This is a genomic window from Halostagnicola sp. A-GB9-2, assembly GCF_030068615.1.
Lineage (GTDB): Archaea > Halobacteriota > Halobacteria > Halobacteriales > Natrialbaceae > Halostagnicola.
In genome coordinates, this window is the sequence record NZ_JASJOC010000002.1 from 581234 (window position 1) to 607763 (window position 26530).

Annotated in this window: 29 protein-coding genes; 18 read left to right on the top strand and 11 right to left on the bottom strand. The window is 60.6% G+C overall.

Annotated features, from left to right (window positions below; genetic code table 11):
- Nucleotides 1-194: 194 nt before the first annotated feature.
- Nucleotides 195-1175, bottom strand: coding sequence for a tyrosine--tRNA ligase (locus QNM96_RS08260; protein WP_283835608.1), 981 nt, complete (start codon nucleotides 1173-1175; stop codon nucleotides 195-197).
- Nucleotides 1176-1531: 356 nt separating this feature from the next.
- On the opposite strand from QNM96_RS08260, the gene QNM96_RS08265 reads away from it, so the two are divergent.
- Both QNM96_RS08265 and QNM96_RS08270 read left to right on the top strand, forming a co-directional pair.
- Nucleotides 1532-3961, top strand: coding sequence for an MEDS domain-containing protein (locus QNM96_RS08265; RefSeq protein ID WP_283835609.1), 2430 nt, complete (start codon nucleotides 1532-1534; stop codon nucleotides 3959-3961).
- Nucleotides 3962-4101: 140 nt separating this feature from the next.
- Nucleotides 4102-4674: a hypothetical protein gene (locus QNM96_RS08270; protein ID WP_283835610.1), complete on the top strand. Its 573-nt coding sequence runs from the start codon at nucleotides 4102-4104 to the stop codon at nucleotides 4672-4674.
- Between the two features lie 16 nt (nucleotides 4675-4690).
- Here QNM96_RS08270 and QNM96_RS08275 read toward each other — a convergent pair whose 3' ends face one another.
- Entirely contained in the window at nucleotides 4691-4936 is a 246-nt protein-coding gene (locus QNM96_RS08275; protein WP_283835611.1) for a hypothetical protein, read from the bottom strand.
- Between the two features lie 127 nt (nucleotides 4937-5063).
- On the opposite strand from QNM96_RS08275, the gene QNM96_RS08280 reads away from it, so the two are divergent.
- The 3 genes from QNM96_RS08280 to QNM96_RS08290 all read left to right on the top strand — a co-directional run bounded on the left by QNM96_RS08280 (nucleotide 5064) and on the right by QNM96_RS08290 (nucleotide 6329).
- Nucleotides 5064-5615: a hypothetical protein gene (locus tag QNM96_RS08280; protein ID WP_283835612.1), complete on the top strand. Its 552-nt coding sequence runs from the start codon at nucleotides 5064-5066 to the stop codon at nucleotides 5613-5615.
- A gap of 127 nt (nucleotides 5616-5742) precedes the next feature.
- Nucleotides 5743-6132: a nuclear transport factor 2 family protein gene (locus QNM96_RS08285; RefSeq protein WP_283835613.1), complete on the top strand. Its 390-nt coding sequence runs from the start codon at nucleotides 5743-5745 to the stop codon at nucleotides 6130-6132.
- Complete coding sequence (locus QNM96_RS08290) at nucleotides 6129-6329, top strand: hypothetical protein (RefSeq protein WP_283835665.1); 201 nt, start codon at nucleotides 6129-6131, stop codon at nucleotides 6327-6329. The genes QNM96_RS08285 and QNM96_RS08290 overlap by 4 nt, the downstream gene beginning before the upstream one ends.
- A 47-nt stretch (nucleotides 6330-6376) precedes the next feature.
- Here the strand turns inward: QNM96_RS08290 and QNM96_RS08295 are convergent, their stop codons facing one another.
- From QNM96_RS08295 to QNM96_RS08305, 3 genes are all read right to left on the bottom strand, one after another.
- Nucleotides 6377-6712, bottom strand: coding sequence for a hypothetical protein (locus QNM96_RS08295; protein WP_283835615.1), 336 nt, complete (start codon nucleotides 6710-6712; stop codon nucleotides 6377-6379).
- A gap of 196 nt (nucleotides 6713-6908) precedes the next feature.
- Nucleotides 6909-7865: a zinc-dependent metalloprotease gene (locus QNM96_RS08300; protein WP_283835617.1), complete on the bottom strand. Its 957-nt coding sequence runs from the start codon at nucleotides 7863-7865 to the stop codon at nucleotides 6909-6911.
- Between the two features lie 57 nt (nucleotides 7866-7922).
- A complete protein-coding gene (locus QNM96_RS08305) occupies nucleotides 7923-8222 on the bottom strand; it encodes a hypothetical protein (protein ID WP_283835619.1) in 300 nt (99 codons plus the stop codon).
- Between the two features lie 399 nt (nucleotides 8223-8621).
- Here QNM96_RS08305 and QNM96_RS08310 point away from each other — a divergent pair, with 399 nt between their 5' ends.
- From QNM96_RS08310 to QNM96_RS08345, 8 genes are all read left to right on the top strand, one after another.
- Complete coding sequence (locus tag QNM96_RS08310; protein WP_283835620.1) at nucleotides 8622-8849, top strand: LSM domain-containing protein; 228 nt, start codon at nucleotides 8622-8624, stop codon at nucleotides 8847-8849.
- Nucleotides 8846-9022, top strand: coding sequence for a 50S ribosomal protein L37e (locus QNM96_RS08315; protein WP_283835621.1), 177 nt, complete (start codon nucleotides 8846-8848; stop codon nucleotides 9020-9022). Before QNM96_RS08310 ends, QNM96_RS08315 begins: the two co-directional genes overlap by 4 nt.
- A 122-nt stretch (nucleotides 9023-9144) precedes the next feature.
- Nucleotides 9145-10338, top strand: coding sequence for a threonine synthase (locus tag QNM96_RS08320; RefSeq protein WP_283835622.1), 1194 nt, complete (start codon nucleotides 9145-9147; stop codon nucleotides 10336-10338).
- A gap of 117 nt (nucleotides 10339-10455) precedes the next feature.
- Complete coding sequence (locus QNM96_RS08325; RefSeq protein ID WP_283835623.1) at nucleotides 10456-11205, top strand: class I SAM-dependent methyltransferase; 750 nt, start codon at nucleotides 10456-10458, stop codon at nucleotides 11203-11205.
- A 142-nt stretch (nucleotides 11206-11347) separates the two neighbouring features.
- A complete protein-coding gene (locus tag QNM96_RS08330; RefSeq protein ID WP_283835624.1) occupies nucleotides 11348-12121 on the top strand; it encodes an AzlC family ABC transporter permease in 774 nt (257 codons plus the stop codon).
- Nucleotides 12114-12431, top strand: a complete 318-nt coding sequence (locus QNM96_RS08335; RefSeq protein WP_283835661.1) for an AzlD domain-containing protein — start codon at nucleotides 12114-12116, stop codon at nucleotides 12429-12431. The genes QNM96_RS08330 and QNM96_RS08335 overlap by 8 nt, the downstream gene beginning before the upstream one ends.
- A 122-nt stretch (nucleotides 12432-12553) precedes the next feature.
- Nucleotides 12554-13255: a phosphoglycerol geranylgeranyltransferase gene (locus QNM96_RS08340; protein ID WP_283835625.1), complete on the top strand. Its 702-nt coding sequence runs from the start codon at nucleotides 12554-12556 to the stop codon at nucleotides 13253-13255.
- Between the two features lie 124 nt (nucleotides 13256-13379).
- Nucleotides 13380-14030, top strand: coding sequence for a helix-turn-helix domain-containing protein (locus QNM96_RS08345; protein ID WP_283835626.1), 651 nt, complete (start codon nucleotides 13380-13382; stop codon nucleotides 14028-14030).
- A gap of 27 nt (nucleotides 14031-14057) precedes the next feature.
- Here QNM96_RS08345 and QNM96_RS08350 read toward each other — a convergent pair whose 3' ends face one another.
- Nucleotides 14058-14945 carry a Sir2 family NAD-dependent protein deacetylase gene (locus tag QNM96_RS08350; protein ID WP_283835627.1) on the bottom strand — a complete coding sequence of 296 codons (888 nt, stop codon included), beginning with the start codon at nucleotides 14943-14945 and terminating at the stop codon, nucleotides 14058-14060.
- 102 nt (nucleotides 14946-15047) lie between these two features.
- Here QNM96_RS08350 and QNM96_RS08355 point away from each other — a divergent pair, with 102 nt between their 5' ends.
- On the top strand, nucleotides 15048-15368 hold the full coding sequence (locus QNM96_RS08355; protein WP_283835628.1) for an antitoxin VapB family protein: 321 nt from the start codon (nucleotides 15048-15050) through the stop codon (nucleotides 15366-15368).
- A gap of 71 nt (nucleotides 15369-15439) precedes the next feature.
- Complete coding sequence (gene aspS, locus QNM96_RS08360) at nucleotides 15440-16744, top strand: aspartate--tRNA(Asn) ligase (RefSeq protein ID WP_283835629.1); 1305 nt, start codon at nucleotides 15440-15442, stop codon at nucleotides 16742-16744.
- Nucleotides 16745-17331: 587 nt separating this feature from the next.
- Here aspS and QNM96_RS08365 read toward each other — a convergent pair.
- The 3 genes from QNM96_RS08365 to QNM96_RS08375 all read right to left on the bottom strand — a co-directional run bounded on the left by QNM96_RS08365 (nucleotide 17332) and on the right by QNM96_RS08375 (nucleotide 21713).
- Nucleotides 17332-18219, bottom strand: a complete 888-nt coding sequence (locus QNM96_RS08365) for an alpha/beta hydrolase (RefSeq protein WP_283835630.1) — start codon at nucleotides 18217-18219, stop codon at nucleotides 17332-17334.
- Nucleotides 18220-18349: 130 nt separating this feature from the next.
- Complete coding sequence (locus QNM96_RS08370; RefSeq protein ID WP_283835631.1) at nucleotides 18350-20002, bottom strand: cation:proton antiporter; 1653 nt, start codon at nucleotides 20000-20002, stop codon at nucleotides 18350-18352.
- Entirely contained in the window at nucleotides 19995-21713 is a 1719-nt protein-coding gene (locus tag QNM96_RS08375; RefSeq protein ID WP_283835633.1) for a cation:proton antiporter, read from the bottom strand. Before QNM96_RS08375 ends, QNM96_RS08370 begins: the two co-directional genes overlap by 8 nt.
- Nucleotides 21714-21930: 217 nt before the next feature.
- On the opposite strand from QNM96_RS08375, the gene QNM96_RS08380 reads away from it, so the two are divergent.
- From QNM96_RS08380 to QNM96_RS08390, 3 genes are all read left to right on the top strand, one after another.
- A complete protein-coding gene (locus tag QNM96_RS08380) occupies nucleotides 21931-22758 on the top strand; it encodes a pantoate kinase (protein WP_283835635.1) in 828 nt (275 codons plus the stop codon).
- Between the two features lie 57 nt (nucleotides 22759-22815).
- Nucleotides 22816-23595: a 4-phosphopantoate--beta-alanine ligase gene (locus tag QNM96_RS08385; protein ID WP_283835636.1), complete on the top strand. Its 780-nt coding sequence runs from the start codon at nucleotides 22816-22818 to the stop codon at nucleotides 23593-23595.
- Nucleotides 23596-23776: 181 nt separating this feature from the next.
- A complete protein-coding gene (locus QNM96_RS08390) occupies nucleotides 23777-24697 on the top strand; it encodes a formyltransferase family protein (protein ID WP_283835638.1) in 921 nt (306 codons plus the stop codon).
- 35 nt (nucleotides 24698-24732) lie between these two features.
- Here the strand turns inward: QNM96_RS08390 and QNM96_RS08395 are convergent, their stop codons facing one another.
- Nucleotides 24733-25389: a hypothetical protein gene (locus QNM96_RS08395; RefSeq protein ID WP_283835639.1), complete on the bottom strand. Its 657-nt coding sequence runs from the start codon at nucleotides 25387-25389 to the stop codon at nucleotides 24733-24735.
- A 68-nt stretch (nucleotides 25390-25457) separates the two neighbouring features.
- Nucleotides 25458-26480: an amidohydrolase family protein gene (locus QNM96_RS08400; protein ID WP_283835662.1), complete on the bottom strand. Its 1023-nt coding sequence runs from the start codon at nucleotides 26478-26480 to the stop codon at nucleotides 25458-25460.
- Nucleotides 26481-26530 lie beyond the last annotated feature (50 nt).

Consider the following 26530-nt stretch of genomic DNA (forward strand, 5'->3'; position numbering starts at 1 on the left):
GCTTTACGACTTCCAAGCCGTTCGATCACTTTGTGATCGAAAACCTCGCACGGGTTTTGATCGGGGTTCGATCGAACCCCGATCCAGCGCGCGCCGCCGCGCGTGCTGTGGTCGGTCCAGAGGCGCGTATGCCGTGACTACTTCGCTGACAAGTGGTTCGTTTGTCGAGGGATTCGCGCGTCTCAAGTGATTCGTCAGGACCGAATCTCTCGGAGCTTCTCTCGGCCCGGCGCGATCAGTTCGTCGAGGTAACTCGCGAGGGTTCCTTTGGCGTCTGCGGGGTGGAGTTCGCCGGACTCGAGGTCGGCCTCGAGGGCCTCGTAGCTCTCGTAAGTAATGTCACCGCCGTACTCGTCGGGTCGCTCGACGACGACTTCCTCGAAGCGGGGGAAGACGTGGTACTCGAACAGTTCGAGAACCGGGTTCTCGAGGTCGCCTTCCGGATCGGCCGTCGGCGGACAGAACGCGGAGTTGACCTTGTCCTCGAGTTCGTCCGTCGAGTCCTCCATCGAGATGGTGACGCCCTCGCTCGAGGACATCTTGCCCTCGCCCGAGGTGAGATCGGCGACGATCGGCGTGTGGAGGCATGGCCGGACGTCGTAGCCCAGTTCAGGCAACTCCTCGCGGGCGAGCATGTGGACTTTCCGCTGGTCGATTCCGCCCACGGCGAGGTCGAGGTCGAGGTACTCGATGTCCAGAGTCTGCATCAGCGGGTAGACGACGTGGCTCACCTTCGCCGTCTCGCCGCCCTGAATCTCAGCCATCGCGCGCTGAGCGCGGTTCAGCGTCGTCTCGAGCTCCAAGGTGTGCAAGTCCAGCGTGTACTCCTCGTCGAGCTGGAACTCCGAGCCGTAGACGAACTCGGTCTGGTCTTCCTCGAGTCCGTAGGCCAGAAACTGCGCGCGCATCTGTTCGGCCGTCTCGCGGATTTCCTCGAAGGTTCCCTTGCCGTTGAGGTAGGCGTGGACATCCGCGAGCAAGACGACGACCTCGAGGCCGGCCTCCTGTAAGTCGATCAGTTTGTTCGCGGTCAGCAGATGCCCGAGGTGGAGCACACCCGAGGGTTCGTAGCCGACGTAGGCGCGCTTGCCGTCGGGATTCGAAGCGAGTTCCCGCACCTCCTCGTCGGTGACAACCTCCTCGGCGTTTCGCATAATCAACTCGTACGCGTCCATACGTGGACGCAACCGGGGCAGGGATTTATGCGTTCTTGAACGATGCCACCACTTCGGATAGTGTGGGGCTTCCCTTTCGAGCGCTCAGAAAAGAGAGAACGTTCAAAGGAGAAAGCAGGAGGAGGAGACGCTCTCGAAGAGTTCTAGAATATCGAATGGGAACCACCCGCGGACTTTTATGTGTTCATCTGTTGATCCCTTAGTACGCGAATTGCCCTTCAGAACTACAGCTGAAATTACCCGAATGCGTCCTCACAGGGTACCGAAGACGATATCCACGCCGATCTCTGCTGATCTCGTTGGTGGACGGCTGCCGTGAACGTCGATGCCTTCAACTGACTGAACACGGGGAGATCATGAGCGAAATTAGACAACACGCGGAAACAGACGATCCGACTGCCCAGACCGGGGTCGAGGCCCTTCAAGCGAGTCCCGACTTTCGAGGACCGGTCGAATCCTCGAGACATCACGAGTCGAACGATCACCTCGCGCTCGTCTACGAATCCCGAGACGAGCAGTTCCAGACCGCGATTCCGTTCGTCCGGCAAGGACTCGAGCGAGGCGAACGATGTCTATACCTTGCAGATGAGAACAGCAAGGCGGAGGTTCGAGCGGCGATGGAGACCGCGGGAATCGATACGGAAGCAACACTCGAGTCGGGCGCGCTCACCATTGACACTGCGGCAAACTCCTACCTCCAAAACGGAGCGTTCGATCCAGACGAGATGCTGTCGAGTCTCTCGACGGCGATCGACGACGCCACCGAATCGTACGACGGCTTCCGAATTACGGGAGAAATGACGTGGGTGCTCAGCGAGAGCACCGACCTCGAGGATCTCATCGAATACGAAACGAAACTCAACCAGTTTTTCCCACAGGCTAACGCCATCGCACTCTGTCAGTACAACCGCGAGCGGTTCTCCCCGGAGATAATCCGGGATATCATCAAGACACATCCCTACGTGGTCCAACAACAGACAATCTGCCAGAATTTCTACTACACGCCCCCTGCTGATTTCTTCGGTCCTGAAACCCCAAAAAACACTGTCGATCGGATGATGGACACGCTCTATGACCGATCGACGGCGAAGAACGAACTGGAGGAACGCCAACAGTCGCTCCACGAGCAAACCGAAATCATGGCCGACTCGACACAGACCTTCGAGGAAAAACTTCAAGATCTGTTCGAACTCGGCTGTGAACGGTTCGGACTCGATTTCGGCGGCCTCGCCCGCGTCGAACCCGAAACGGATTCGTTCGAACTCGAGTATACAAACGCGACCGAGGACGCGTTCGAACCCGGTCTCGAAATGCCGCTTTCGGAGACGTTCTGTCCCGCAGTGATCGATCGATCTGGCGTCACAGCTGTGACCGATCCATCGCTGGACGATTTCGACGAAACCATCGCGCATCAAGAATGCGGCGTATCGGCGTATCTCGGCACGTATCTGGAGTTCGAGGCGACGACAAACCGAACGTTCTTCTTCGTTTCTCAAGAGCCAAAAAGCGAAGGGTTCAGCGACGACGAACGCACGTTTCATCGGTTGCTGAGTCAGTGGGTCAAATACGAACTCGAGCAGGAGAAACGCGAGCGCCACCAGCGAACGTTGTACGAGATCGCAGCGGATACGGATCGGACGTTCGAGGAAAAACTAGACGCGATCTTCGAACTCGGTTGCGAACGCTTCGATCTCGATGTCGGCTGTATCGCCCGGATCGACAAACCGAACGATGCGCTGGAGGTCGAACTGACGAGCGAATCCGATGGCGAGGTTGTTCCGGAAGGAGAAGTCCCGCTCTCGGAAGCGTACTGTCAGTCGATAGTGAACGGCCAAGAAACCATCAGCGTTACCGATCCGGTAGGCGACGGATTCGAAGAGACCGCCGCCTACGACGAGTACGGGATCGAGACCTACCTCGGAACGCGAATCGAACTCGAGGCGTGTCAGGACAGAACGTTCTTTTTCGTCTCCGACGAGGAACGGTCGCGGGAATTCTCCGCCGCCGAGCGAACCTTCCATCACTTGATGGGCCAATGGATCAAATACGAACTCGAGCAAAGACACCGAGAGGAGGACCTCAAGGAGTCGAACGAACGGCTGGAACAGTTCGCCTACGCGGCGTCTCACGACCTCCAAGAGCCCCTCCGGATGGTCTCGAGTTACCTCGAACTAATCGACCGACGCTACGGTGAGGAGCTCGACGACACCGGCGAAGAGTTCCTCGAGTTTGCCGTCGATGGAGCTGATCGCATGCGGGAAATGATCGATGCGTTGCTCACGTACTCCCGCGTTGAAACCCACGGAAAGTCCTTCGAACCGGTCGAGATGGACGACGTTTTCGAAGGGGTTCTCAAAAGCCTCCAGATTCAGGTCGAAGAGCAGAACGCGGCGATTTCCACGGAGTCACTCCCCTGTGTGAGGGGCGACTCGAGTCAGCTCCAGCAGGTCGTCCAGAACCTGCTGAGTAATGCGATCAAGTACAGCGGCGAGGAGCCGCCCCAGATTCACGTATCTGCCGAACAACACGGTCGGAAAACGATTATTTCGGTCCATGACGACGGGATCGGGATCGACTCCGATAACGCGGATCGGATCTTCGATGTTTTCGACCGGCTGCACAGCCGCGAGGAGTACGCGGGCACCGGTATCGGTCTCGCTATCTGCGAGCGGATCATCGAACGCCACGGTGGCGAAATCTGGGTAGAATCCGAACCCGGCGAGGGGTCGACGTTTTCGTTTTCGCTGCAAACCTCCGGGGAATTCGCCTCGACGCGGCCGAGTTGATCTCACCGGGACCCGCATCGATTGGAGGGGGTGAAGATCGAACCGTTTCCGTAGTAAAACGGTATTACCACCGACAGTGATGCGAACGCGATTGGAACAGTCGCCGGCGCTTTTGGGATCCGACTCGAACCGATCCCGCGATGAGTGACCCCAGTCCCAACGACGACGACGGCGAGACGAGCGTGGGTTCAGATCACCGGGCCGGAGACGAGTTTACCGACGACGATATCGGCGCAGACGACCGGATTCGATCCGACGAACGGACGACGAACGCCGCGCAGGTCGACGCGGGTGGGGATCCGCGAAACGAGTCGACGCAAATCGCGAACGAAGAGCGCCGGCGAAACACGGCGTTCGTCAGCGGTATCGTCGCCGTGATCGGTGCCTGGGTTGCGCTGTCGGTGCTGGTCTACGATGTCGCGACGGCATCGCTGTGGAACAACGTCGCGGTCGGTGCCGTCGTTTTCCTCGCCGCAGGCTACAACTACTACCGGTTATCGAACGACATCCCGCTTAGCACCGGTATCGCGACGCTCGTCGCGCTCCTCGGTATCTGGCTGATCGTTGCGGCGGCACTTCTCGAGATGACGATGGGCCTCTTCTGGAGCACCGCCGTCTCGGGACTACTTATCGCGGGGCTGGCCGGGTACAACGCCTACGAATCTCGCGAAGCGACGACGGTCGCGACAGATCCCGATACCGGGACGCGATGAGAGAAACAGTTCGTTCTCACCGGGTGGCTGACGACTCGAGTTGTCGAAGTCGATAGGCTGCGGCGTAGTGGCCGGTCGCGACGACTGCAAAGGTGATCATCGCAATCGCAAACGCGATCGCGAGTACCGGAGAGATGCCGTTGATGTAACTATTTCCGAGTTGACCGAACGCGAGTGCAACCGGGCCGATAGAGATGAGCGAGCATTCGATCGGCGATTCGCGAAACAGTTCGGAATAACTGATTGTTTCAGACCAGACCATGATTCAAACAGGGGTTACGGTTGTTGAGGGGCGGGTTGTCGTATTCTTTTTGGTTCGATCGTCAGCAGTTCGAACCGGCTTCGGTCGGACCGATACGTTCTTTCTTCACGCCCTCCAATCTCCAATTATGCGGATCCGAGAGTTTAAAGACGTACTCGAGGACGTCACCGATCACAGCGCCGATCCGGAGGACTGGCGCGCTGTCGCCGGCGACCGCGCTGGCGGGGTCGGCGAAGACATGTATCTCGCCCACCCGAATGCGGGGGTGTTCTTCCTGAAGACGTACGCGAAGAATCCCTTCGAGGTCCACGGCGTTGGGACCCGAGTTGCTCGAAGCCTCGACGACGAAATCGGCTCGTTCCTGCCCGAACGCGAAAGCGGCGGTCGATTCGCCGTCCAGTCTCCGCCCGAAGACGAGGATCACGCCGAGTCCGTCGCGAAACGGCTCGAGACGGTTGTCGAAACCCACGCGGACGCGCCGACGACCGCGGAGGATTTCTTCGACGACATGATGGACGCCCTCGAGAGTCCGGCGTTCGGTCCGATGGAGTACGATCAGTACGACCGCCCCGACGAACTCGACGGTCTCGCAGACCAGTTCGACGAGGCGGAGAAACTGTTGAGCGAGGAACTCGACGATCTCATCGAGGCCGACGAGGTCGACCGCGGATTCATGTAATTTCTGATAATTCCAACAGCTTTCTCTCCCTCCACAGAATCGAACCTCCACAACCAGTTTTTTCGCTCCCAATTTGGGGCGACGGTCCGCCGGAGAGGCTTTGTGTACTGGTCTCGAGCATCCACACATGAACGTCGAGGAAACGATTCGTGAGTACTACGAGACGTTACGCCGGGGCGGGCAACTACATCCGTATTTCCTCGAGGGCGACTCGACGACCAAGTTCGGGGTGAGCGAGGCGGTTTTCGGCTACGAAGACGTCGCCGACGCCCTTCGCGAACAGGCCGAATCGACCGCGGAGTGGACCGTCGAGAGCGAAAACCTCGTCGTCGACGACCGCGACGAGTACGCAATTTTCGCCGACGAGGTTACCCTCGCGTGGACCGACACGCAGAGCGGGCAGCGGTGGCGATTCGACACCCGGTGGAGCGGAACGCTTGAGCGGCAGGGCCTGGATGCCGATCAAGCGGAATGGAAGTTCAGAACGATGCACGTCAGCGCCCCACACCAACTGTGAGCCGGCGAGACACGACGTCGAGAGAGCTTTCGGACGATAATCGGCTCATGATCAGTTTCGTCTGTCTCGTTGGCCTTTCGGGCGGGTTGATGGCGATCTTCGGCGACGCCTCCGTCCCCGTCGTCGGGCTGGCGACGATCGGCGGACTGGTGGTTGGGAGCTGTCTACTCTGGTATCTTCGCTGGATCCTTCGATGATTTCCCCGGCTTCGATTTCGGCCGTCCGTCGGAAACGGCGAGGACGGTCACTCTTCGCTGGGTTGTTCGATGAGTCGAGCGATTGTTACGACCGTCTTGAATTCCGAGGGCTGTCCACGAACTCTTACGACGTCGTCTTCCGGAAGGTATTCAATAAATTCGACGGAGCTCGCCTTCGGGAGGTGGAGGTGTTGCAGTTCGAGTTTGATCTCCCGGAGAAAGTCGTCCGGGATGTTCGGCGGGTGGGTATCCGTTTCCCAGGACGCGACCGTTTCGAGTAGCTCCTCGACGGTAACTTCGCCTCCGTGCTCTTTGAGATAATAGATAGCGTACCGCCGACGTTCGTCACTGAGCAGGTCGAAAACCGTATCGAGCGAAACCATTAGTGTCTAGTCGCATCCGATCGCTATAGCTGTCTCGGCGGTCGTCCTCAACGGGGAGGCCGCCGAAAACCGCGGATGACATTGAGGGGAAGATTACGTGACCGAGATTGGACAGCAACAGTCGAGATGGACAGCAACAGGAACGAGAGACGTGTGAAACGGAGTGGTCGGTGACCGCTTTCCCGAACGGCAGTGGTTACCGCTCGACTCGCCGAACCCAGGTTCCCGGAGAGTCGAGTTCGTCGTGGGTCGGAAGGTTCCCCGGCCGTTCCCACACCAGACTCGCGGTCTCGAGGTCCCGAATTCTGACGACGTGTTCGAAGAAGTTCTTTCCGCGTTCGTACTGTCGTTGCTTGAGTCCGAGTCCGAGCAGTCGACGGAACAGTTGCTGGAGCGGCCCGCGACCCTGTCTGCGGGCGTCGAGCTTTCGACGCAGGTCTTCGTACTCGTCGTCGAAAGCGTGGTCCATCAGTAGTTCCGCGTAGCCCTCGACGACGGTCATCGCGGCGTCGAGATCGCGAAACGCGGCCTTGTTGAATCTCCCCTCCGCGAGCGCGTCGATCCCGTCCTCCATGCGGCTCTCGAGGTGGTCCGACAGCCACGGAGCGGCACCGAACTCCGCGGCGTGTGTCACCTCGTGAAAGGCGATCCAGCGGCGGAACCTGTCGGAGTCGACCTCGAGCACTTCGGCGGCGTTGAGGATGTTCGGCCTGACGAAGTAGAGGGCGTGGTCATCGGTGGGTCTGTCGGCGAGCAACAACGGATCGTACTGGCCGAGTACGTTGCGTCCGAGAAAAGACAGCAATACCGTCATCGTTCCCGTGTTGATCGTTCTGGCGACGCCCGGGAACACCTCGGTGTGGTTCTCGACCGGTGCCATTACCCGCTCGAAGGTGGCGACGTTGGCGTCGATCCAGTGGTGGCGGTTCTGGATTTCGATGGTTTCGGGGACGTCGAAGTCGGCTCCCGAAACCTCGCGAACGCCTGCTCTGGCCTCGCGGACATCCTCGGCGTACGCTTCGCGTTCGCCGGACGCGAGATCCAGCGATCCGGGATCAGTTGCAGCCTTGGCGGCGTCGGCGGCGGATTGCCAGTCGACTGCATCGTCACCGGAGGCCCCGGCGACTGCCCGGGCGCTGCGATAAAGATTCATAGCTGAACTAGGACGAGCGGACGCAAAAGCGTTCGGCCCGGTCGCTGTCTGCGGAACTTAGTTGACGATGACGTCCGGCTCTTCACGTTGCTCGAACTCGTCTTCGTCGTCGTCACCGCGGAACTTCTTCAGGGCGACGCCGATGCCGACCAGAAGGGCGAGTCCGACGAGGACGCCGATTGCACCCTTGCCACTCGAGTCGTCTTCGGCGGCTGCGGCCTCGTCCTCTTCCTCGGAATCGAGCGCTTCCGTTTCGACCCGTTCGCCGAACGGAAGCGCGTCGTCGATCACTTTCGGACCGAATTGGGTGTCGCCGTCCAGATGCAACTCGATGAGGGTAAACTTCTTGTTGCCCATACGATGGACATCCACGGGAGCGCACTTAGCCGTTGTGCTGATCGAAGCGAGAACGGCCAGTGAAACGGAAGCGAACGGGAGCGTGGACGCCCAGAACCACGGAAGCCGGCGTAGCGCTCGCAACGAACTCGAGGGATGTCTGCTCGGATACACTTCGGGTGTCGACCACTGCACCTCGGTCATCAAGTGGTTGACTTGATTCGAGAGAGAGAACGACCAATTTTTGGTGTTTCTTTGAACTCCAAACTGAGTGGTGAATGTGTCGACATGTTCCAATTTATTTGGCCAGTACATTCATGTTCCTCGGCAATTCAGGCCCGCTATTGCCGGTTTTGAGGTGGTAATCTTGTTCCAGAGACGACCGGTACGATTAAGTGTCCATCACCTGCGGTCTTTCGTATGAGTGGACGACCGCTGGACGTCCTCGAGGCGTCACTCGACGAACGGGTTACAGTCCGATTGAAGAGCGGCGACGAGTACGTCGGCGACCTCACCGGCTATGACCAACACATGAACCTCGTCTTAGAAGACGTGACGATTCCCGTCGAAGACGAACTCGCAGAGGAAGCGCCGGGCGAAGACACAACCATTATACGCGGCGATAACGTCGTTTCGATCACTCCATGACTGGTGCAGGAACCCCGAGCCAAGGAAAGAAGAACAAGACGACACACGTCAAGTGCCGACGCTGTGGCAACAAATCGTACCACGTGAAGAAAGGCGAATGCTCCTCGTGTGGCTTCGGCAAATCGGCCAAACGGCGAGGCTACGAGTGGCAGTCGAAGACCGGCGACAACTAATTCTGCAGGTATTCGCGTCTGCCGTTCTCGAGACACCCAAAGTGAAATCTGTGTAGCCGGTCGAATCCGTGCGTAGCGAGGCCAATGGACAGTCCTTAGTTCTGGGCGACGAACCGAACGGTATGGAGACGACAGACGCCTTTCGCGGCCTCGAGTGTGTCGACTGCGAGGCGACGTTCGACGCCGAGGACGCGAGCCACGAGTGTCCGGAGTGTGGCGGGATTCTCGATCCGAGCTACGAGTACGGGGCGATCGACCTCGATCGAACGCAACTCGAGTCGCGGCCGTTCGACTCGCTGTGGCGGTACGAGGAACTGTTGCCGTTCACGCGAGAGTCGGCCGTGACAATGGACGAGGGAACGACGCCGCTGGTCGAATGCGAAAAGCTGGCCGAGGAGTTGGGCGTCGGGCGAGTCCTGCTCAAAGACGAGGGCCGAAATCCGACGGGGACGTTCAAGGATCGGGGTCAGACCGTCGCCGTGACGGCCGCGACACAGCACGGGGCGAGCGACGTTGCACTGGCGACGGCGGGCAACGCCGGGCAGGCCGGAGCGGCCTACGCCGGACGGGCCGATATCGACTCGCACGTCTTCGTCCCCTCGCGCTCGAGTTTCACGAACAAGGCGATGATCAACGTCCACGGTGGCGACATGAACGTCGTCGGGGGTCGAATCGGAGACGCGGGCGCGGCCTTCGCGGAGGCGCTCGCGGAGAACGACGACTGGTACTCGCTCCAGACGTTCTCGACGCCCTATCGCCACGAGGGCAAGAAGACGATGTTCTACGAGATCGCAGAACAACTCGAGTGGGAGGTTCCCGACGCGATCGTTTATCCGACCGGCGGCGGCGTCGGCCTCGTCGGGATGTACAAAGCCGCACGGGAGTTCGAGCGACTCGGCATAACCGACGAACTGCCGCGACTCTACGCCGCCCAAGCCGAGGGTTGTGCGCCCATCGTCGAGGCGTTCGAGAACGGACGCGACGTACACGAACCCGTCGAGCATCCCGACACGATCTGCGGCGGAATCGAAATCCCCGATCCCGACGCGGGTCCGTGGATTCTCGAAGCGCTCCGGGAGACCGACGGCGGCGCGGTCGCCACCGACGACGACGACATCCTCGAGGCGGCTATCGCCGTCGCGAAAGGCGAGGGACTCGAGATGGCACCCACCTGCGCCGCAGCCGCGAGCGGCGCGTGGGACCTTGCCGAAGACGGCGAGTTCGACGGCGACGAGACGATCGTGATCCTGAACACGGGGACCGGGAATAAGGAAGCCGACGTGTTGCGAAGTCATTTGATGGGTCACGGAATCTGACCGGCTCGGGGAGGAGCAAAGCGGCCCCTGAGTTGGCGAGCGATTAGAGGAAACTACATTGGTATCGTGGCCCATACCACGGCTACCGTTTTTGTGTCTCGATTCGTTGCAGTTCGCATGGACGTTGACGAATACTTCGACGAGACAGCCGCGTTTTACGATGCCGTCTACGACGAGAGCGTCGACGGCGATCTCGAGTTCTACCGAGATCTCGCGCGGGAAGCGGACGGTCCGGTGCTCGAGGTCGGCTGTGGTACGGGCAGGATCTACCTCGAACTGCTTCGCGACGGCGTTGACGCCGATGGAATCGACATCTCGAGTAGCATGCTCGAGATCCTTCGAGAAAACGCGGCCGAAGACGAACTCGATCCCACCGTTCGGGAAGTCGACGTCACTGCGTTCGAGGCCGATCGAGAGTACGCGCTCGTTATCGTCCCGTTCCGCACGTTCTTGCACGTCATCGAGATCGACGACCAACTCGAGGCGCTCGAGCGAATACACGACGCCCTCGCGCCCGGCGGCCGTCTCGTCCTCAACGCCTTCGTCCCGAGCTTCGAGGTGATCTGCGAACAGTACGGCACGTGGGAAGAACGAACGCTCGAGATCGAGGGAGAGACGTACATGTACCGAACGAAGACCGAAGTTGTCAACGAGGTGGAACAGCTCGCTCATATTCGGACGGTGGTTCTCGATCAATCTGGCGACAAACGCTTCCGGACGAATACACCGTTGAACCTGGTCTCGCGGCGAGAATTCGAGTTGCTTTTTCGGCTCTCGTCGTATTCATCGTGGCAGGGTTTCGGCGGCTTCGATTGGGACCCGATCGAAGACGCGAACCAGGAGATGGTCTGGATCGCCGAGAAGTAGGCACCTCCTGGACGGGTGGAAAAAGCGGCCGGCGCTCTTTCGATCTCATGTGGACTAGTCACATGGGGACAACCGGCAGACTGCACGCTATTTCGAGAGCGATTTATCCGCCGAGCGTGTTCGACTCGAGGAGGCCCAGTCGATGTCTACTGATCCGGATACAGACGAGTCATCCCCTCCAGAACCGAGCGAGACCGTCAGCGAGCGGTCAGCATCCGAGGTCGACACCGACTCCGTGACGTTCAGCAGGGAGGGAATCCGCATCGGATTTCTTACGTGCGCTCCGATCGCGATCGGCGTCGCGGGCTACGGCGTTGCGTTCGGCGTGCTCGCCCGACAGTCGGGGTTAAGCGTCGCCGAGGCCGCGTTGATGAGCGCGGTCGTGTTAGCCGGTGCATCCCAGATCGTCGCAGTCGAACTCTGGGCGGATCCGATTCCGATCGCGACGGTCGTCTTCGCGACGTTCGCGATCAACCTTCGGTACTCGTTAATGGGAGCGGCGTTGGAGCCGTGGTTTCGCCACCTCACTTCGAAGCAGGTCTACGGTAGCCTGTTTTTTATGGTCGACGAAAACTGGGCGCTGACGATGCGCGAGTTCAAATCCGGGGGGAGCCTCGGCGCATTTCTCCTCGGGAGCGGCATCGTTCTGTGGTTGTTCTGGGTCGCCTCGACGATTCTGGGCGCGACCGTCGGCGGCGCGATCGGCGAGCCCGAACAGTACGGCTTCGATTTCATCCTCGCGGCTGTCTTCGTCGCCCTCGCGGTCGAACTCTGGGACGGTTCGTCGACGCTCCTCCCGTGGCTCGTCGCACTCGGAACCGCGATCGCCGCCGCGAACGTCTTTCCCGGACAATGGTACATCCTCATCGGCGGGATCGCAGCGGCTCTCGTGGAGGTGATTCGCCATGATGGGTGAGGAATTCCTCTCCCTCGAGCCGATCGTCGTCGCAGTTATCCTCGCGATGGCGGCCGCCACGATCGTCACGAAGGTCGGCGGGTTGTGGCTCCTGAGTCGATTCGACGTGAGCGACCGGGTCGAAGCGGGATTATCGGTGCTCCCCGGCGCGATCGTGGTCGCACTCCTCGGGCCCGAACTCGCGAAAGGGGGTCCCGCGGAGTGGGGGGCCGCCGCCGTCGTCGTGCTGGTCATGTGGCGAACGGAGAATATCCTGCTGGCCCTCGTTGCCGGGGTTATCGCCGTCGTCGCGTTCCGGTCGATCGGGTGACGCTTGTCGCCGTTGTCACGATCGGTGTCGACGCCCGACGGTCGCAAATTACTCGATTCGACCGTTCTTCGAGAAAGCGCCGATTCGCAGGGCTTTTGCTCGTTGTCGGGAAACGGAGCGGTATGACTGCGCCCTGGGCGGACTGGAACCACATCCTCAAGATCGATCCCGACAAGGATCTTCCCGAGGGTGTCACCTACGGCGATCTCTGTGCAACCGGGACCGACGCCATCGAAGTCGGCGGTACGATGGGAATTACTGAAGAGAACATGAGCGCCGTTATCGAAGCCTGTGCCGAACACGACGTCGCGCTCTATCAAGAGCCCTCGAGCCCCGATGTCGTCGTCGAGGACGACGCGCTGGACGGCTACCTCATCCCGACCGTTTTCAACGCCGGTTCTCCGTTCTGGATCACCGGTGCCCACAAGGAGTGGGTTCGCCTGGACACCGATCTCGACTGGGAAAAAACGGCGACGGAGGCCTACATCGTCTTGAACCCCGATGCGGACGTCGCGACCTACACGGAAGCAGACTGTGATCTTTCGGCGGAAGACGTCGCCTCCTACGCGGAGGTCGCCGAGCGAATGTTCGGACAGGAAATCGTCTATCTCGAGTACTCGGGAACCTTCGGCGAGCCGTCGATCGTCGAAGCGGCGGCTGAGGCGGTTGATGAGTCGACGCTCTTCTACGGCGGCGGAATCGACGGCTACGATTCTGCACACCGTATGGCGTCACACGCCGATGTCGTTGTGGTCGGCAACCTCGCCCACGAGGCGAGCGTCGAGGCGGTTCGTGAAACCGTCGAAGCCGCTAACGACGCGTAGCTCAGGTGCGAGGGAGTAACACCACGGGTATCCGGTCGGTACGGGGTGTTGTACTTACACCGAATCGGCTGGAAAAAGTATCAGTGGCCTAAACTGTTTTGCGTGTCGGCCGGAGATGTGCAGTATGAGTCTCCTCGCCGAATTCGAAGTTTCGTCCCCAGACCTTACCCTGGGGCCGACGCTCGAGTCGGTCCCGTCGCTCGATGTCGAACTCGAGCGTCAGTACGCGCTCGAACCGGATCAGCCGATCCTGTTCTGTTGGATCCGATTCTCGGACGAGACGGACGTCGACCGAATGCTCGAGCAGGATCGAACGATCGCACAATTCTCCCAGCTCGAACGAACCGGTGGACGGGACTTGTACCGGCTCAAACGTAGTCGTGCGGAGCAAACGAAGGTCATCGAAAGCTATCGGCGCTGGGTGTCACTCGGTGCGGAGTTACTCACCGGTCAGACGATGGATGGCCGCTGGGAGTTCGAGATGCGGTTTCCGGACCGAGACTCGTTCACCGAGTATCACGAGTTTCTCGAGCGCCACGGCGTCGAGTTCGACCTGCAACGAATATTCGACGGTGAACGGAGACGCGATACCGAGACGATCCTGACTCGCTCACAGCGAGAGGCGCTGACGCTCGCGAACGAGTACGGGTTCTTTTCGGTTCCTCGCGAAGCGACGTTGAGCGATATCGCCGGCGCACTTGATATCTCGGATCAAGCCGTGAGCGAGCGAATTCGTCGGGGACAGGCACGGCTGATCGAGGAGTACCTCGTTTAGCGCGGTGAGATACCGGAATTTCGCCGATCACTCGAGCACGGCGTCCCGAAGCGCTGGAAGCGCTGTCGTCACGTCCGCTCGACAGACGACCGTCGCAGCGTCGTCACACGGCGTCGACTCGAGGTTGACGATACCGAGCGTTCCGCCGGTCGAGGCCGCAGTCTGTGGTAACGACGCCGCCGGTTCGACGACCAGTGAGGAGCCGATAGCGAGGAATACGTCGCTGTCGCGGGCCAGCGACCGAGCGCGCTGGATCGCTGGCCCAGGAAGTTGCTCGCCGAAGAGGACGACGTCGGGCTTGTAGGTCCCGCCGCAGTCGCAGGTCGGGGGCAGTTCGCCGTCGTCGACCCGCTCGAAGGCGACTTCGGCGTCGATACGACGACCGCACATCGTACAGGCCGCACGCTGAGCGTTGCCATGGAGTTCGATCAGCGTCGTCTCCCCACCGTGCTCACCAGGATCGTCGTTTCCACCGACCGTTTCGTCGCAGTCGCCGTTGCCCTCCTCGGGATCTCCGCTTTCCTCGTCCGTCGCGTCCGCCGGAGCCTCGTCGGTCGCGTCCGTCGGGGATCCGACCGCGCGGAGGGCACGCTCGTGTAACCCGTCCGTGTTCTGGGTGAGGATCGCGTCGAGATACCCTTCCTCGCCGAGTTCCGCCAGCGCCTCGTGTGCCACGTTTGGTTCGTAGCCGTCGCCGAACATCGCAACCTGTAACTCGAGACGATCTTCCCAGAATCCGGCCGGATCGCGTCGAAACCGCCCGTAGGTGAACTGACCTTCGTCGAAGTGCTCCCAGACGCCGCCGTCGCCCCGGAACGTCGGGACACCAGAGGGTGCAGAGATTCCTGCACCGGTCAAGGCGACGACCGTCGCATCCCGTTCGATTTCGTCAGCGAGTCGCTCGAGGTCGTTCATGTTCGATAGTCGTACCGAACTGTGAAAGTTGGTCGGCCGATACCAGCAAGCGGTTGGCGGCAGAAAATACACATACACAGAATAGAAATGATAGATACACAGATGGAGAGCAAAACCGTCTGTCTCAAACACGAAACCTATCGTCGTCTTACTCGAGAAAAGCGGGACGACGAAAGTTTTAGTGACGCGATCGATCGGTTTCTCACGACAGACGACGGCAATCCGCTCCGAGAACTGATCGGATTCGTCGACGAGGAAAGTCATCGGGCGATCGAAGAACGGCGACGCCTTCGTGAACGCAGAGCGACAATCGGCGCAGTCGACGTCATGATTGCGGGGACGGCGATCGAAGCAAACAAGCCGGTTGTCACCCGGAACGTCGGGGAATTTCAACGAACCAGCGCTTCAGTGACGCCGTATTGATTCTCGTATCGGTATTTCTCCCTCGATCGCGAACGATGGCGCTTAAGTTTCGGCTCCGAGAATCGGTGGGTATGCAGGACAGAACCTACACTGCCGACGCCGAGCCAGGTGACGACGTTACTGTCGCCGGCTGGGTCCACGAGATCCGAGATCTCGGCGGAATTGCCTTCTTGATCCTTCGGGATGCGACCGGAAAGATCCAGATCAAGTTCGAGAAAGATGAAATGGACGAGGACCTCGTCGAGACGGGCCTGGGCGTCGCTCGAGAGAGCGTCGTCGAGGTCTCCGGTGCTGTCGAAGAAGAGCCGCGCGCGCCGACGGGCGTCGAAGTGACGCCCGAGTCGCTCGAGGTCGTTTCGGCCGCGGATCCGGAGCTTCCGCTCGATCCGTCGGGGAAGGTCGACGCCGAAATGTCGACCCGACTCGACAACAGGACCCTCGACCTGCGCAAAGACGAGGTGCAGGCAGTCTTCGAGATTCGCGCGGAGATCCTCCGTGCGACGCGCGAGCAGTTCCGCGAGTTCGACGCGACGGAGATCACTACGCCGAAAATCGTCGCGACGGGAACGGAAGGCGGCACCGAGCTCTTCCCGATCACGTACTTCGGCGAAGAGGCCTTTATGAACCAGTCGCCGCAGCTGTTCAAACAGCTCATCGCTGGCTCCAACGTCGAGCGCGTCTTCGAGATCGGTCCGATCTTCCGCGCCGAAGAGCACAACACGCCGCGGCACCTGAACGAAGCGACCTCGATCGACTTCGAGGGCGCGTTCTGCGACCAGAACGACGCGATGGACGTCGTCGAGGGCGTCGTCAAGGCGGCCTACGAAGCGATTGCAGAAAATTGTCAGGACGAACTCGAGGCGCTCGGTCTCGAAGACGAATTCGGTCTCTCTGACGACGCGTTCCCGCGCATCAGCTACGAGGACGCGATCGAACGGATCAACGCGACGGGCGAACTGGACGAGCAACTCGTCTGGGGCGACGACCTCTCGACGGCGGCCGAGGAGGCCCTCGGCGACGACGTCGGCGGTCACTACTTCATCACTGACTGGCCGAGCGAGATCAAGCCGTTCTACATCAAAGACCACGACGACGATCCGCAGCTCTCGACCGGTTTCGACCTGATGCATCCGCGGATGGAACTCGTCTCCGGCGGTCAGCGCGAACACCGACACGAAAACCTCATCGAAGGCTTCGAACAGCAGGGACTCGACCCCGACCAGTTCGAGTACTACACGAAGATGTTCAAGTACGGCATGCCGCCCCACGCCGGCTTCGGCCTCGGCGGCGAGCGGCTGGTCATGACGATTCTGGGCCTCGAGAACATTCGAGAGGCTGTTCTCTTCCCGAGAGACCGGCAGCGACTCTCGCCGTAGGCGAGGTCGCTGTTCGTCGATCGGGAGCAGGGAGGAGCCCTGCTCCGACCGTGTTCCCGAGAGATCGCCAACGTCTGAGCCCGTAGCGAAGACGTTGGGAGCCAGCGAGGCGAACGAAGTGAGTGTCGCCGGACCGGCAGCGACTCTCGCCGTAGGCGAGGTCGCTGTTCGTCGATCGGGAGCAGGGAGGAGCCCTGCTCCGACCGTGTTCCCGAGAGATCGCCAACGTCTGAGCCCGTAGCGAAGACGTTGGGAGCCAGCGAGGCGAACGAAGTGAGTGTCGCCGGACCGGCAGCGACTCTCGCCGTAGGCGAGGACGCGACCGATAGGAGCGTCCTCGAAAACGCGAGCGGGAGCGAAACGACAGCGAGGGGCGACAGCGCAACTGTCGAAGATTCGGTCGCAGTCTTACAACGCTTGAGCGCACGTTCTGGCGGGTAAAACAGGAGCCTGTCGCCGCCCCGAAACTCTTCGAAGAGCTTCGGAATCGTCGACAGTGAACAATCAGTGACGGCGGGTCGATACCGTCTCGAGGTGCCGATGGTGATCGGCAACGCGTCGGGAACTGGTTCGATCGAATCGCCGGATTACCACCATCCCCAGCCGTTATCGCCGTCGTCGACATCGACGCCAGCTGCATCGGCAAGGTCGGCACCGACCGCCTCGTCGCCCAGGAATCCGAGGTGACTGCCGACGCTATCTGTCACGTCAACGTCCGTGTAGTTGTCCGCAACATCGTTGGGACAGCCGGAACCGTCGGTACCCAGTGCCGCGCCGAAGAAGCCGCCGTAGGCTGCGCCGACGGTCGAATCGTCCTCGGAATGATAGTTCCGGACCTCGTCTGCGTTCTCTTCGATCCCGTCGTACCAGTTGTCGCCGAACAGGCCACCGCCGCCGTTACAGACCATGTCACCGTCTGCCGCCGCGCCCAGCGGTGCGACGGTTTCGACCGAGTACCCATCGTCGATGTGGTTGACCGTTTCGAGGACGACCCGGCCGCCCAACGAGTGACCGATAAGCCGGACATCGCCGCCGCCGTCGTCGTAGAAGTCCTCGAGCAGTTCGGCGAGTTCTTCGCCCACTTCCTCGGTTTCACTCTCTGCGGCGGGGAAGTTGATCGTCGTCGCGTCCCACTCAATGGCGGCGTATTCGTCGGCCTCGTAGCCAGCATCTTCCATCGACGTTGCGACATCCGACGCCTGACTTGCGACGGTCGAGTCCCCGAACCAGCCGTGTACGAAGACGAACAGTTCGTCTTCGATGGGAAGCGGATCGGGCGACCCACCGCCCCAGATACCGCCGCCGATATCGATTACTTCGATATCCCAACTGGAGACTGCGGCTGCCGAGCCGGATGCGGCCGCGATCCCTGCACCCCCGACGAGCGCCGTTCCGCCGGCTTTGAGCATCGTTCGCCGGGTCGTCTGTCGGTCATCGGTCGATCGATTTCGTCCGTCGGATTCGTTGTCTACCATGAGACAGTTACTATCCCTCATGTTTATTGAATGTGTTTTTCGTCTCCATACTGAATACATTTATATGGCGTCTGCTGTCATGCCACATATTGTATCAATCCAGCGAATCGGCTCGCTCATCGTTCGAGTGCTACTCGATTCGTTCGCTCTCAACCGCATCTCGTAGGTGCTCGATCTTCCCCTCGAGCGCTCGTTCGACGTATCCTTCGAGGCGGTCCGCGGCTTCGAGGTCGGGAACCGCAACGTAGTCCGCGCCGGCGTCGTAGAACGCCTCGGCGTGTTCGCTGGGAATAGCGACGACAGCGACGGGCGCGTCCGTCTCGACGGCAGCGACGGATTCGTTGAGGTCGCGCTGGGGAAGCGTCGAGGCGATCAGTGCGGCCGACTCGAGTGACGCGTGCTCCCGCGTGTTCGGATCGACGACATCGCCGACGACGTACTCGCCACCGGCATCCGCGACGGCTTCGGCGTGGACCGGATTATCGACGACCACGAGACAGTCGTGGCCGCGCTCGAGGCAGTGCTCGAACAGCACCCGACCGACGGTTTCGAAGCCGATAATCACGACGTGATCCTCGAGGACCGCCGAGGTTTCGACGCGGGCACCGCCGACTGTCGGATCGCCGGGAACGATTGCAGCGAGTCGCCGATAGATCGCTTCGTCGTGGTGTGTCGTGTACGACGAGACGAGCATCGTCACGAGCGCCGCGAGAACGATCGCCTCGAACACTGAAGGGGCGATCGTGCCGAGGATGGCGGCCTGAATCGCGATGACGAGGCTGAACTCGCTCAACTGGTCGAGGCGGAGTCCGGTGAGAACGGCGGTCCGCTCGGAAAACCCGTGCCAGCGGAGAATTCCTGCGGTGAGCAACGGATTCACGACGAGGACGACGACGAGTAAGAGCACTGTGTACGTAACCGTCGTGGCGTCCGGAAGCGAAACGAGCGCGCCGACCGTCACGAAGAATATCGGAACGAAAAAGTCCGTGAGATCGTCGACCGTGTCGACGAGTTCCAGCGAGTAGGGGTACTCGTCCGCCACCGCGAGTCCCGCGGCGAACGCGCCTACGGCGATAGAGACGCCGATGGCTTCTGAAACGCCGATTCCGAGTACGACGAACGTAATTCCGACGAGCATGAGCACCTCGGAATCTCCCTCGAACTGGGCGATCAACCGCGAGAATACCCATCGCCGTATCGCGAGTGCGGTCGCAAAGAGCGCGACCGTTCCGACGAGAAGGGTTTCGATTCCCGTCCCGATCACCACCGCCTCGTCCGATTCTGGGAGATAAACGAACGCGGCGAGCGCGAGGAGAACGACGACGCCCAGAACGTCTTCGACGAAGTGGATCGACTCGCCGAGCCGGTCGGAGGTCGTCCGGAACTCGACGGCGCGCTCGAGATAGCTCACGCCGACGAGCGACGAACTCAACGCCGCGGCAACGGCGAGGTAACCGGCGTTCAACGCCGAAAGGTCGAGTACAACCGCGAGGATGAACGTGATTCCGCCGACGAGGACCGCCTGTGCGAGCGCGGTGAGCGTCCCAACTCGCCCCGTCGTCTCGAGCGTCTCAGCATCGATTCGGACGCCGAACAGGAAGACGAGGAAGGCGATTCCCCACTGGGCGAGTTCCAGAATCTGCGATTCGTCGATGAACGCGCCGACGAGGACGCCCGTGAGGAGGTACAGCGGAATCGCGGAGACCGGCAGTCGAGCCGCGAGCAAGACCACGATAGCGGCGACGACGAAGACGACCGTCAATATCGAGATGAATTCAATCATCGTCCTCACCCCTGATCGACGCTGCGCGCGTCTCGAGGCGATCTGCGAACGCGTCATCGTTCTCGAAGTAGTCCTCGAGCAACGAGATGAGGGCGTCTGAGACGAGACTCTGGGTCGCAACGACGTAGTCTGCCCCCTGTTCGTAGAGTCTCTCGACCGTTTCCGGATCGTTGGCCGTGACGATCGTTAGCGGATCCTCGATCGCTCCCCCTCTCGTTTCCTCGAGCAATCGTTTATTGACAGCCGGGCGTTCGGCGACGGAGATGAGGGCGGCCGCGTTTTCGAGGTTAAGTTCCTGTCTCACGTCGGCGTGGCGGGCGTCGCCGAAGACGAACTCGATGTCGTCGTTTTGATCGGCTTTACCGGTATCCGCGAACTCCTCGACGTACTCGACGGAGCGATCGACCAGAACTACTTCGTCGCAGTGGTCTCTCAAGGCGGGAAGTAACCTGTCAGTGAGCCCGTCGACGCCGACAACGACGGCGTGGTTTTCGTGGGCGCCGACGCTCGAGTCGATCGTTTCCTCGCGCTCGAATCGCTCGAGATAGGGTTCGACGCGATCGTAGATATCCCGGTTGTAGATGATGACGTAGGTCGAGAGCGTCATGGTTACCAGCGCCATCAGACTGAAGAATCCGAGAATGTCGGCCTCGATGAACCCCTGATCGACGGCGAGCGCGCCGAGGACCAATGAGAACTCACTGACCTGCAGCATCGAAATGGTCCCGAGAAACGAGGTTTCGCTGTCGAACCCCTGGCTCACGAAGAGGCCGTAGACGATGACGAAGTTGCCGGCCAGCAAGACGGCGCAGGCGATCAGCGCCTCTTGCCAGTAGGCGAGCAGCTGCGCGGTCTCCATCTGGAGCCCGATACTGGCGAAGAAGATGACGATGAAAAAGTCCGTTATCGGCCGCATTCGTTCTTTAATCTCGAGGCTGTAGGGAAGTTGTGCGAGCGCGAGCCCCGCAAAGAAGCCGCCGACTTCGACGGTGAGTCCGCCGACTTCGGCGACGTAGATGAACAGAAACGCCCAGCCGACTGCGACGGTAAAGAGCGTCCGATCGTCGTCGGCGCTGGCTCGAAGAATCGCGGGAAGGACGTACTTGTATGAAAGGTACGTGACGACGCCCACGAGGATCATAAGTCCGGAGACGCGGCCGACGTTCAGGGCGATCGCCTGCGGATCACCTGCGGCCTCGACGCTGAGAATCGCGAGCGCGACGATGAGGTAGATATCCTGAAAGATGAGAACGCCGACGTCGACGCGGCCGTAGAGGGATTTCAGCTCGTTTTTGCTCGAGAGGACCTTGACGATGATCGGCGTCGCGCCAAAGGTGGTCGCCAGCGCAATGACGAGCGATTCGAACAGCGTAAAGCCGAGGCCGAGCGCGACCGCCGTCGAGAGACACGCCTGCAGGATCGCCTGTCCCACCGCGATCGCACCGACGGGTTTGAGGATATCCTTGACGTTCTCGAACGACATCTCAATCCCGAGCAAGAACAGTAGCAATCCGAGGCCGAGTTCGGCGATGACTTCGATCAACGCGTCTTCGGTTACGACGCCGAAGACGACCGGACCGACGAGGAGCCCGGTCAGAATGTACGCGACGATCGTCGGCTGTTTTGCCAATCGTGCGACGGTACTCAAAACTGCGGCTGCGAGCAACAGTATCGCGAAATCGGTCGCGAGTGCGATTGATTCTGCCGACATGCTCTGCAGAGTTCACTCGAGTTCGGGTTCGCGGACGGCGGTCACATCCGCCCCCGCGAAACGGCTCCTAACCCCGCGGCGTTCGCTTCCAAAATTCAATGTACCGACCGTTCGGGTAGCTGATGGAAAAGCCGAGAGCCTGAAGATGCAACCACCGCTCTCGGCACGAGGGAGAGAATCTTTAACGTTATACCTGCCGGGCCGAAATCACGGGCATATGCGCGAGGAAGCGACGGCGTTCGTCCCGGGTCACATCACGGGATTTTTTAGCGCACACCCGGACAAAGACCCGACCAGGGCCGGCTCTCGAGGGGCCGGACTCACGCTGACGGACGGCGTCGAGGTAACGGTTACCTCGGCTTCGAAATCGCAGATCATCCTCGACGGCGAACCGATTACCATTGACCCGGTGACGACCGTGCTCGAACACCTCGACGCGTCGGCTCGAGTGGAGGCGCGATCCGATATCCCGCTCGGGTCGGGCTTCGGGGTTTCCGGTGCGATGGCGCTCGGAACCGCACTGGCCGCCAACCAGGTTTTCGACCGGAAGCGGTCTCGAAACGAGCTGGTGACGCTCGCTCACACGACTGAAGTACGGGCTGGAACCGGTCTGGGCGACGTCGTCGCACAGGCACAGGGTGGTATTCCGATTCGCCTCGAGCCGGGGGCACCGGGATCGAACGAGCTCGACGGGATTCCGGCTCGAGCACGCGTCGAATACGTTTCGTTCGGACAGCTATCGACCGCGGACGTCCTCTCTGGTGAGACGGAGACGCTCTCTGTGGCAGGGGAGAAAGCGCTCGAGCACGTGATCGACGAACCGACACTCGAGACGTTCATGGACGCCTCGATCGGATTCGCTCGCGAAGCGGAGTTGCTCACGCCGGCGGTACTCGAGACCATCGAGGCCGTCGCCGAACGAGGCGGCCGAGCCTCGATGGCGATGCTCGGTGAGACGGTGTTCGCACTCGGTACCGGCCTCTCAGACGCCGGATACGAACCCGACGCGTGTCACACGCACCCTGCGGGAGCAACGCTCAAATAAGACGGCTCATTCGCGGGAATCGGTCGGTTTTTTATCGCCGGTCGCCAGCGAATATTCGTGACCGATCACGAGACCGTCCCCGCCGAGGTCGAGGACGAGGAGGAGATTCCCGAGGATCATCCGAGATATCAGGATCTACTCACGCGCCATCGAATCGAAGCGGGCGTTGAGAAGGGAATTACCCACCTGCAGGGAATGCACGCGGAAGGCCGTGGTAGTGCCTTTGATTACCTGCTCGGTGAGGAGACGATTCCGAGCGCCGAAGCCGCCGAGCGCGCGGCGGCCGCACGGCTACTGCTTGCGGATCATCCGGTGCTCTCGATCAACGGAAACGTCGCGGCGCTGGTTCCGGGAGAAATGGTCGACCTCGCGGCTGCCGTCGACGCTGACCTCGAGGTCAATCTGTTCAATCGAACGCCCGAACGGATCGACGCCATCGCGGAGCATCTTCGCGATCACGGTGGCACAGAAATCAAAGGGATCGACGCGGACGCTCGGATCCCGAATCTGGACCACAAACGCGCGAAGGTCGATTCGGATGGAATTTTCGAAGCCGACGTCGTCGTCGTTCCGCTCGAGGACGGTGACCGCGCCGAAGCGCTCGAGGCGATGGGGAAAACTGAGATCGTGATCGATCTCAATCCACTCTCACGTTCACCACAGGTCGCGGAGATTCCCATCGTCGACAACATCATTCGAGCCGTTCCGAACGTGACCGAACACGCTCGAGAACTCGAAGGCGCATCGGACTCTAAACTTCGAGCGATACTCGAAGAGTTCGATCGTGACGCGGCGCTTGAGGCGGCGGAAGAACGGATTCGGTCCGGGTCGCTTTGAGTGTAGCGTGGGAGTACCGATCCCCTCGCCGTCTATCGGCAACTGGCGTGTCAAATTACGTACAGATGTCTCCAGACAAGCGGGCCATACAGCGGACGAACCAACGGTTACGATCAGTTTTCACCGCGCATTCGAGCAAAAGCACGCGGTAACTAAGCGTCGGTAGCCGAGAACCGGAAGCATGTCGTTCGACGACCAATTATCGGTTGGGGTACTGGTTGGGCCGTATCTCTACGAGTGGCAAGTCGACGCCCTCGAGCGACTTCGAACCGAAAATGGCGTGACGATCCCGTTAGTTGTAGGGGAGACGGGAACGAAGGGCGAAAACGATGCGGAGTCGTGGAACGAAAAAAACCGACTCCGCGTCGGAGACCTAAGACAGTTTCTCGAGGTGCTTAAAACGGAAAAAGCGTGGTCATTGGTGCTTGCGGAACGTAATGTCGCAAAGGTAATCGGAACTGAAAAAGAAACCTTCCGACGGCATACAGTCGAGGGTCTCGAGTGTTTCGACGACACTGAATTCGTTCAGTGCTCGCCGGAGACCAACGACGGGTGGACCGAGTTTCCAGAGGACATCGTCGCTCGAATTCGTGACTGTTGTGACGTCGTCGTCCGGTTTGGATTCGGACTCGTTCGCGGCAGTATTCTGACGGCACCGCGGTACGGCGTCCTAAGCTTTCATCCCGCCGATATCAGACGGTTTCGGGGGATGGGACCACCGGCGGTCTTTCACGACGGACGGACCGTGACCGGCTCGACGCTGCAACGACTGGACGACTCGATCGACGGCGGGGAGATCGTCGCGTACGCCGATATCGACATCGCCGATTGCGACACGCTTTGGGACGTTTTCGATCGAGTCCTCAGTCGACAACGCGGGCTCCTGATCGAGGGGATTACCAACGTCCGCGATCCCGATTTCGAACCGACCCGACTCACCGACGACGAACTGGGCGAGTTTTACTATCGCAAACAGCGCCACGGACTGGCGTTCTCCGGCCGAGTTCTGTTCAAAAACGTCGTCGGTCGAATCAGGCGACGATTCGGAACGAAATCACCGTCGGAAACCACAATCGAACAGCCCAGCGGATCTTCGGAGTGAGATCGGTTCCCGTTTCGCGGCGTTCGTTTCGCCGCCTACATGTCGTCCGTGATTCGGGGCGAAACATCGTCTCGTTCGCCGTCGCGATCGTCAACCTTCGACGAGCCGCTGTCGACGAAGGGGAGACGTGATCGGATCCCGGCCGCAAATTCCTCGACCTGATAGTACGAGAGCGAGAGGGACTCGCTGAGGCGGCGCTCGAGCGAGGTGTCGACCTCGTACTCGAGGTCCGGTCCGTTCCCGACGACGTCCCCGTCGTACTGGTCGAGCCACTGGCGAGCAAGTTCGACGCCTTTCTCGGCGTCGTAGCCGCGAGCGACGTAGTGGTTGTAGGGATGGCGAATCCACGAGCACTCCCAGTGGGCGTAGACGTCGACTCCCGTCTCGTTCTCGAGATCGTGAAGGACGATGTGAAGCTGATACGAAGCCAGCGGTGACGACCGCCACACCCACGATCCCTCGGCCGTATTGCCGTCCGTGCGGACCTTCAGCGCGGCGATCGGGTTGCGTGAAAAGCCCAGTTCCGCCAGGATCTCCTCGAGGTCGGCCTCCGAACACTCCGTCGTAAGGACGTACTCCTCGGCGGACGTGTGACTGACCGCGTACCCCCCGAAGGTTCCTTGCAGGAGGTAGTGAATCTGTGGGAGGAAGCTTCTGCGAAACGCGTTGACGACGTCTTCTCGGTACCCCATCTAGTTGCTCGTTCTTCGACGCCGCGGGGGATGAGCGTTGGGCCGGCAGATTCGGACCCGCGTACCGATTAGTTCGAAAAGACGACCTCGCGGATATCGTCGACGCTCGCGCGCCGAACCACGGCACGGACGATATCCTGCACGTCACCGAGGTTTCTCGAGTCGCCGTCGAGGACGAGGAATTTCCCCTTCTTCCCGGGCTCGAGAACGCCGTACTCGAGGTCGGCGATCTCGGCACCGTTGACAGTCGCCATGCGGAGAATCTCTCCTGCGGGAACGTCGGTAAGTTTCGAGAGAAACGCCATCTCGCGAAACATCGACGGCGAGTTGAGCATTACGTTGTCGGTACCGAGTGCCACGGTAGTCCGTTCTAGCAGTTCTGAAACGGGTGGGAGTCCGACTCCGGTCACCAGGTTCGAACGCGGACAGATGACGATCGGGACCTCGCTGTCTTCGATCCGCTCGAGGTGAAGCGGGCGCGGATGGACAACGTGGACGAGAAAGTCCGGGTCCAGATCGAGTGCCGGATTGATGTCGCTTTCGTCGACCTCGCCGGCGTGAATCCCGAACGGTTTGTCCGCGTTTCGCGTCGCGGTTCGTTCGCGATCGAAAACATCATCGTTCGCGCCACTGGCCCCGAATCCGTCTCCGGCTTCCATCGCTTCGACCGAGCCGCGAGCGAACGCGAACGCGTCGATATCCGTTCCGGCTGTGGCTTCGCGGAACATCTCTACGCCCTCGACCCCTCCTTCGCGAAAGTCGAGAAACGCGGCGGTTCCCGCTCGCTCCATGTACTGCACCGACTGGCTCATCGCCGAGACGAGTTCGTTCCGCGAGGCCTCGCGGAGCAGTTGGTGTTTCAGCCCGTCCGGAGGCGCGACGAGCTCCTCGAGCGACAGTCCGCCACCCGCCTCCTTCGCGATCGAGTCGCCGATGTGCGTGTGGGCGTTCACGAAGGCAGGTATGATGATGTCGTCGCTGTCGACGCGTTCCTGTTCGATCCGATCAATCCGTCCATCGCTATCGACGACGATCCGACCCTCGACGGGTTCGAACTCCCTCCCTCGGAGGATCGTGCCCGTGCGTTCCATACTCCCTCTTTCGGTGACTCCCTCTTGAACCGTTCGCTGACGGTCGAGAG

What these genes read in the sequence shown, in the direction of transcription:
- QNM96_RS08390 (WP_283835638.1), top strand. Translation starts at nt 23,777, where the DNA reads ATGTCGTTCGACGACCAATTATCGGTTGGGGTACTGGTTGGGCCGTAT.
- QNM96_RS08340 (WP_283835625.1), top strand. Translation starts at nt 12,554, where the DNA reads ATGACTGCGCCCTGGGCGGACTGGAACCACATCCTCAAGATCGATCCC.
- QNM96_RS08315 (WP_283835621.1), top strand. Translation starts at nt 8,846, where the DNA reads ATGACTGGTGCAGGAACCCCGAGCCAAGGAAAGAAGAACAAGACGACA.
- aspS (WP_283835629.1), top strand. Translation starts at nt 15,440, where the DNA reads ATGCAGGACAGAACCTACACTGCCGACGCCGAGCCAGGTGACGACGTT.
- QNM96_RS08350 (WP_283835627.1), bottom strand. Translation starts at nt 14,945, where the DNA reads ATGAACGACCTCGAGCGACTCGCTGACGAAATCGAACGGGATGCGACG.
- QNM96_RS08305 (WP_283835619.1), bottom strand. Translation starts at nt 8,222, where the DNA reads ATGGGCAACAAGAAGTTTACCCTCATCGAGTTGCATCTGGACGGCGAC.
- QNM96_RS08345 (WP_283835626.1), top strand. Translation starts at nt 13,380, where the DNA reads ATGAGTCTCCTCGCCGAATTCGAAGTTTCGTCCCCAGACCTTACCCTG.
- QNM96_RS08295 (WP_283835615.1), bottom strand. Translation starts at nt 6,712, where the DNA reads ATGGTTTCGCTCGATACGGTTTTCGACCTGCTCAGTGACGAACGTCGG.
- QNM96_RS08280 (WP_283835612.1), top strand. Translation starts at nt 5,064, where the DNA reads ATGCGGATCCGAGAGTTTAAAGACGTACTCGAGGACGTCACCGATCAC.
- QNM96_RS08335 (WP_283835661.1), top strand. Translation starts at nt 12,114, where the DNA reads ATGGGTGAGGAATTCCTCTCCCTCGAGCCGATCGTCGTCGCAGTTATC.
- QNM96_RS08395 (WP_283835639.1), bottom strand. Translation starts at nt 25,389, where the DNA reads ATGGGGTACCGAGAAGACGTCGTCAACGCGTTTCGCAGAAGCTTCCTC.
- QNM96_RS08370 (WP_283835631.1), bottom strand. Translation starts at nt 20,002, where the DNA reads ATGATTGAATTCATCTCGATATTGACGGTCGTCTTCGTCGTCGCCGCT.
- QNM96_RS08300 (WP_283835617.1), bottom strand. Translation starts at nt 7,865, where the DNA reads ATGAATCTTTATCGCAGCGCCCGGGCAGTCGCCGGGGCCTCCGGTGAC.
- QNM96_RS08380 (WP_283835635.1), top strand. Translation starts at nt 21,931, where the DNA reads ATGCGCGAGGAAGCGACGGCGTTCGTCCCGGGTCACATCACGGGATTT.
- QNM96_RS08265 (WP_283835609.1), top strand. Translation starts at nt 1,532, where the DNA reads ATGAGCGAAATTAGACAACACGCGGAAACAGACGATCCGACTGCCCAG.
- QNM96_RS08325 (WP_283835623.1), top strand. Translation starts at nt 10,456, where the DNA reads ATGGACGTTGACGAATACTTCGACGAGACAGCCGCGTTTTACGATGCC.
- QNM96_RS08330 (WP_283835624.1), top strand. Translation starts at nt 11,348, where the DNA reads ATGTCTACTGATCCGGATACAGACGAGTCATCCCCTCCAGAACCGAGC.
- QNM96_RS08365 (WP_283835630.1), bottom strand. Translation starts at nt 18,219, where the DNA reads ATGGTAGACAACGAATCCGACGGACGAAATCGATCGACCGATGACCGA.
- QNM96_RS08310 (WP_283835620.1), top strand. Translation starts at nt 8,622, where the DNA reads ATGAGTGGACGACCGCTGGACGTCCTCGAGGCGTCACTCGACGAACGG.
- QNM96_RS08375 (WP_283835633.1), bottom strand. Translation starts at nt 21,713, where the DNA reads ATGTCGGCAGAATCAATCGCACTCGCGACCGATTTCGCGATACTGTTG.
- QNM96_RS08320 (WP_283835622.1), top strand. Translation starts at nt 9,145, where the DNA reads ATGGAGACGACAGACGCCTTTCGCGGCCTCGAGTGTGTCGACTGCGAG.
- QNM96_RS08275 (WP_283835611.1), bottom strand. Translation starts at nt 4,936, where the DNA reads ATGGTCTGGTCTGAAACAATCAGTTATTCCGAACTGTTTCGCGAATCG.
- QNM96_RS08270 (WP_283835610.1), top strand. Translation starts at nt 4,102, where the DNA reads ATGAGTGACCCCAGTCCCAACGACGACGACGGCGAGACGAGCGTGGGT.
- QNM96_RS08355 (WP_283835628.1), top strand. Translation starts at nt 15,048, where the DNA reads ATGGAGAGCAAAACCGTCTGTCTCAAACACGAAACCTATCGTCGTCTT.
- QNM96_RS08260 (WP_283835608.1), bottom strand. Translation starts at nt 1,175, where the DNA reads ATGGACGCGTACGAGTTGATTATGCGAAACGCCGAGGAGGTTGTCACC.
- QNM96_RS08285 (WP_283835613.1), top strand. Translation starts at nt 5,743, where the DNA reads ATGAACGTCGAGGAAACGATTCGTGAGTACTACGAGACGTTACGCCGG.
- QNM96_RS08400 (WP_283835662.1), bottom strand. Translation starts at nt 26,480, where the DNA reads ATGGAACGCACGGGCACGATCCTCCGAGGGAGGGAGTTCGAACCCGTC.